The sequence below is a fragment of the Chloroflexota bacterium genome (assembly GCA_018648225.1).
Lineage (GTDB): Bacteria > Chloroflexota > Anaerolineae > Anaerolineales > UBA11858 > NIOZ-UU35.
In genome coordinates this window covers 7,093-11,744 of sequence record JABGRQ010000092.1, presented here as the reverse complement: position 1 = coordinate 11,744, position 4,652 = coordinate 7,093, and the positions used below count along the sequence as shown (strand labels likewise).

Here is a 4,652-nt window from a genome sequence, read left to right as displayed (position 1 = left end):
GGTTCTTGCAACCTGATAGGTTTGTAGTTATACTACCCTACAAGCAGGGAGCACCCTTATGTATCCCATTCATTTACAGCAACTCCGTCCCCAAACCACGGCCCACCTGGCACAGACAATGACCCTTTTGGGGATGACAACGGCCGAGTTGCGCCAGAATATTGAAGCGGAATTAGCCAATAATCCGGCGCTTGAACTTCGGGAAGTTAAACGCTGCCACTCGTGCGGCCGCAGTCTGGTAGAAAGTGGCCTTTGCCCGGTATGCAGTCGCCCTCACAATCCCGATCAGATTGAGCCGATAGTATTCACATCTGCGCAACAAGATTACTTTTCCAGCATTGGCGGGGGCGCACAGCACAATATCCACACCGATGATCTGCCCGACGATAATATTGCACCGGCGCTGGACTTGCCCACTTATGTCTTACAGCAAATTGCGCCAGAACTAGCCGTCGAAGACCGTTCCATCGCGGCGCATATTCTCACCAGCCTGGACGATGACGGGTTGCTGCGAATTCAACTTTTTGAAATCAGCCGTTATCATCATGTCTCAATCGAACGGGTGAAATATGTGCTGGATTTGATTCAGCGTTCCGAACCTATCGGGGTTGGCGCGGCGTCCCCGCAAGAAGCGCTGTTGATTCAATTGGATATTTTGGCAAAAATTCAAGATATTCCGCCATTGGCAAAACGCGCGATTGAAGAAGGCATGGACTTGCTCAGCCGTCGTCATTATAGTAAGCTCGGCGAGTTATTGGGCATCCCCACTCAGGCTGTTGAAGAAATCGCCCATTTTATCAGTACCAACCTCAACCCATATCCGGGGCGCGCTCATTGGGGCAGTATCCGCCAGGGAGTTGAGGCCAATCCCCCTACATACCATAATCCAGATATTCTTATCGGCACACTCAATCAGCAACCGGACAGCCCGCTGGTCGTTGAAATTCTCTCTCCCATTTACGGATCGTTACAAATCAACGCCTTATTTCGCAAAGCGCTCAAAAGCGCGCCAGAAGAAAAATCGGAGAAATGGCAACAAGATTTTGAAAAGGCAAATTTGCTGATAAAATGCTTGCGCCAACGCGGTAATACTATGCGTCAGATGATGACAATCTTGACACAAGTGCAACGCAATTTCATTTTACGCGGCGATAAGTTTTTGCATCCGCTGACGCGGGCGAGTTTGGCGCTGCAACTGGATGTTCACGAATCGACAGTTTCGCGGGCAGTTTCGGGCAAAACGGCTCGACTGCCCAATGGGCGCATGATTCCACTCAGCAAATTCTTCGACCGCAGCTTGCCCATTCGCGCGCTAATTCGGGAGATTGTAAAAGATGAAGATAGCCCATTGACCGATTCCCAGATTACACGCATTCTCCACCAGGAAGGGCATAAAGTTGCCCGCCGAACTGTGGCAAAATACCGCTCCATGGAGGGGATACTGGCTGCCCCAACGCGCCATAAAGTTGCTAGCGCTTAGCGGCTTCGTGATGATATAAACTCCATTCGATGACAAATTTCTTCTCGCGTTCCCGGAACACAACACAGCCTTTGCTCAAGGTGGAGCATCTTGGTAATATTCTTGACACCATAGACCGCGCTGCTTTGCTGGTAGATGATACCGGGCATGTGATTGCTGTCAACCGCCAGGTTGCCGAATTGACCGCATTTACCCGCGCAGAGTTGGAAGCCTTTCATGTAGACCAGATCGTACCGAGGGCCAGTCATTTGCTGACAGGGCGGACTACCGCACCCCATAGCACGCTGCCACGCTTGAGTTTAACCACCCGTAGCCAGCAAGAAATTTCGGTTACGATTTCCGTCCAGTCATTGGGCAAAGGCCTGCCCTGGCATTTGATCACGCTGGAAAGGGCAATGCTGCGGGAAAAGAAAAAGGCCAGCGAGAAATTCACCAGCCGGTTGCTGAATCGCTATCTACCAGATCTGATTGCCGCCACCCAGGAAACCGATCCCGATACCGCGCTGCAAAACGTATTAGCCACCGGGCACCATCTACTCAGCGAGTGTTCGCTGGCACTCTATATTGGCCAAGGGAGCAACCCCAGTATGCGTTTGGTCGCCAGCCAGGGCGAAAAAGTTGATTTACTCCCAGCCGAAATTGTATCTTCGAATATAAGCTTTTTGATGCAGCCAGCGCTCTGGCAGAAAGGCGAACGCGGAGCCGATACAATTTTACATGAGCAGGCGCGCCAAATGGGGTTAGCGTATCTGGCTTCCTCGCCAATTGTGGCCGAAGAAGAACCACGCGCCTGGCTGGGTTTCATTGCCGCCAGTGGAAATACACCGCCGCCCGATTATATTCTACCCTTATTGAAAATACTCTCCGCTTTCGCGGGGACTATCATCCACAATAATGTCCTGGCAGCCAATTTGCGGAAATCGTTACACGAAACCAATTATCAGCTCAACACCTGGAAGAATGCCAGCGAGAATATTCACGATGGGGTGATTTCTGTTTCACATCAAATCGAAATTACTTCGATGAATACCGCAGCCGAGTTGGTTTTTGGCTATGCTGAAAAAGAAGTATTGGGCGAATCCATTGGCAGCGTGTTGATCGGTTCAGATCGACTGCTCCCGGCGGTAGAAAACGCGCTCCTGGGAACGGCTACCCCCAATCTGGGTAATACCACCCTCCACCGCCGCAATGGCGAATCCTTCCCGGTTGATCTGGCGGTCACCCCCATCGTCAATCATCAGGATATTACCGGAGCGCTGATTATTGTGCGCGATCTCAGCGAACACGAACAAATCCGCATTCGCTCGCAACAACTGGAGCAGCGCGCCTTGCTGGGTGAAGTTACGGCGGTTTTTGCCCACGAAGTGCGCAACCCGATTAACAATATCAGCCTGGGGTTGCAGCTACTGGATCGTCAAGCCAAAGATGAAGACCCCAACAAAGAACGTATTCAACACATGCTGGAAGACTGCGACCGGCTGACGTCGCTGATGGATTCGGTGCTAACCTTCTCCCGCACCGGCACGTACACGTTCACATCTCTGGATGTTCACAACTTGCTCGACCGCATCATCACCCGCTGGCGGCCGCGCCTGGCAAATGCCAATATTCAATGTAATCTTCAAACCTCTACCCAACGTCCCGAAGTGTTGGGCGATAAACGCAGCCTGGAGCAAGTTTTTACCAATATCATCAGCAATGCCGTGCAAGTGATGAGCGAACGGGGCAGCGGCACGCTGAATATAAAAATTTCAAAAGACCAGACCCCCAGCGGGAAAGAAATTATCCAGATTGATTTAGCCGACAATGGCCCTGGCATCCCGCTTGAACATCAGACCAAAATTTTTGACCCCTTTTATACCACCAACCCCAACGGAACCGGCCTGGGACTTTCGATCACAAAACAAATCATTACTGCGCACCGCGGCAATATCACGCTGACATCTTTCCCCGGTGCCACCGTTTTCCATATTCAATTGCCAACTGCGGCAGCTACAGAGAAAGGCACATAATGAGTGCAACCATCCTGGTTGTTGACGATGAAGAAAATGCCCGCCAGCATATTCGTGATTTTTTAAACGGCGAGGGCTACGAAGTGATCTGCGCGGCCAATCTTGAAGAGGCGCGTGTTCAAATTCGGCAAGACAATGCCGATATTATCTTGCTGGATGTGCAGCTCCCCGACGGCTACGGTCCCGATTTGTTGGAAGAGACCAGCCAAATAGAAGCGCGCCCGCCGATTATCCTAATTACCGCCCACGGTGATATCGATATGGCTGTCCAAGCCATGAAGAACGGAGCGCATGATTTTTTGCAAAAACCAATTCAATTTAATCGCCTGGAGAAATCCATCCAGCGCGCGCAGAAAATCGTCGCCATGCGCCGCGAGTTAAATCATCTGCGCGGACAGCAGCGCAATGAGCTTAACTTCATCGTCGGCAAAACACCGGTCATGCGCGCCCTGGTGCAGCACGCCCAGCGCGCCGCGCAAGCATCGGCTTCGGTGCTCATCACTGGAGAAACTGGCACCGGCAAAGAAGTGCTCGCCCGCGCCATTCACCAGCTTGGGACGCGCGCCAGCAAATCGTTTGTCGGAATCAATTGTGCAGCCATTCAGAGCACCGTACTCGAATCGGAATTATTCGGCTACGAAGCCGGGGCTTTCACCGGGGCGCAAAAACGCAAGCATGGCCTGATGGAAGTCGCCGATTCTGGTATTCTCTTCCTGGATGAAATTTCATCCATGCCGGTGGATATGCAAGCCAAATTGCTGCGCGCCATCGAAGAACAGGCCTTCCGCCGGGTGGGCGGCACCAATCTCATCAAGGTGGATGTGCAAATTCTGGCCGCGTCAAACCGCGATCTGCCCACCATGCTGCGCGAGGGCAACTTCCGTGAAGACCTGTACTACCGTCTGAAAGTCGTCGATCTCGACATCCCCCCGCTGCGCGCCCATAAAGAAGATATTCCCGCGCTGGTGGGCCTATTCGTCCAGCATAACAACCAGCGCATGGGGTTGAATATCAGCGATATTTCCGAACGCGCCATGCAGGCCCTGATGCAGCACAACTGGCCGGGCAATATCCGCGAACTGCGCAACGTCATCGAGCGCGCCATGCTTTTCTGCGATGAGGCCATAATAGACCTGCCCCATCTCTCGCCTGAATTTCAG

3 protein-coding genes are annotated in these 4,652 nt (G+C 52.3%); all 3 read left to right on the top strand.

Annotated elements, in window-relative coordinates:
- The first annotated feature begins 58 nt into the window (after positions 1 to 58).
- A complete protein-coding gene (locus tag HN413_08380) occupies positions 59 to 1,480 on the top strand; it encodes a hypothetical protein (GenBank protein ID MBT3390412.1) in 1,422 nt (473 codons plus the stop codon).
- Between the two features lie 29 nt (positions 1,481 to 1,509).
- A complete protein-coding gene (locus tag HN413_08375; protein ID MBT3390411.1) occupies positions 1,510 to 3,492 on the top strand; it encodes a PAS domain S-box protein in 1,983 nt (660 codons plus the stop codon).
- Positions 3,492 to 4,652 (top strand): sigma-54-dependent Fis family transcriptional regulator (locus HN413_08370; GenBank protein ID MBT3390410.1); only part of this gene is annotated, 1,161 nt, incomplete at its 3' end. The genes HN413_08375 and HN413_08370, both read left to right, overlap by 1 nt.

Coding starts and splice junctions, on each gene's coding strand:
- HN413_08380 (MBT3390412.1), top strand. CDS start 59: ATGTATCCCATTCATTTACAGCAACTCCGTCCCCAAACCACGGCCCAC.
- HN413_08375 (MBT3390411.1), top strand. CDS start 1,510: ATGACAAATTTCTTCTCGCGTTCCCGGAACACAACACAGCCTTTGCTC.